The sequence below is a fragment of the Neisseria sp. P0009.S007 genome (genome assembly GCF_051962515.1).
Map to the genome: position 1 here is coordinate 1 of NZ_JBQCVF010000970.1, position 354 is coordinate 354.

A 354-nucleotide genomic window follows, 5' to 3' on the forward strand; every position below is an offset into this window, starting at 1 on the left:
AGATATTTCAGTAGCACAAAGATATGCATATCAGCAGTATGATTTAGAGACTGTTTGGGCGGATTTGCGTGAATCAAACTCACTAATTTTAAAGCTATCTACAGATGAAGATGACAATTTTTGGGATGAATATGCTGTTCCTGCAATTGAAAAAAAATTAAATTCCTTGCACTTAGAGGAGGGATTAAAAGATAGTTTATTTAGTGATATAGATGCCGATTTATTTAATTGTTATTTAAACAACAAATATAAGAAAAATCATCCTATTTGGAATATGATAGAAGATGCTTATTTTAAAGGGTTTTGGCCTTGTGGATGGGAAGGTAAATATCCTGAGGGGAAGCTTGTTGTTTT

1 pseudogene is annotated in these 354 nt (G+C 31.9%); it reads left to right on the plus strand.

Annotation, left to right across the window (positions count from 1 at the left end):
* Nucleotides 1–354, plus strand: a pseudogene (locus tag ACTHS3_RS17360) (hypothetical protein); the annotation flags it as partial.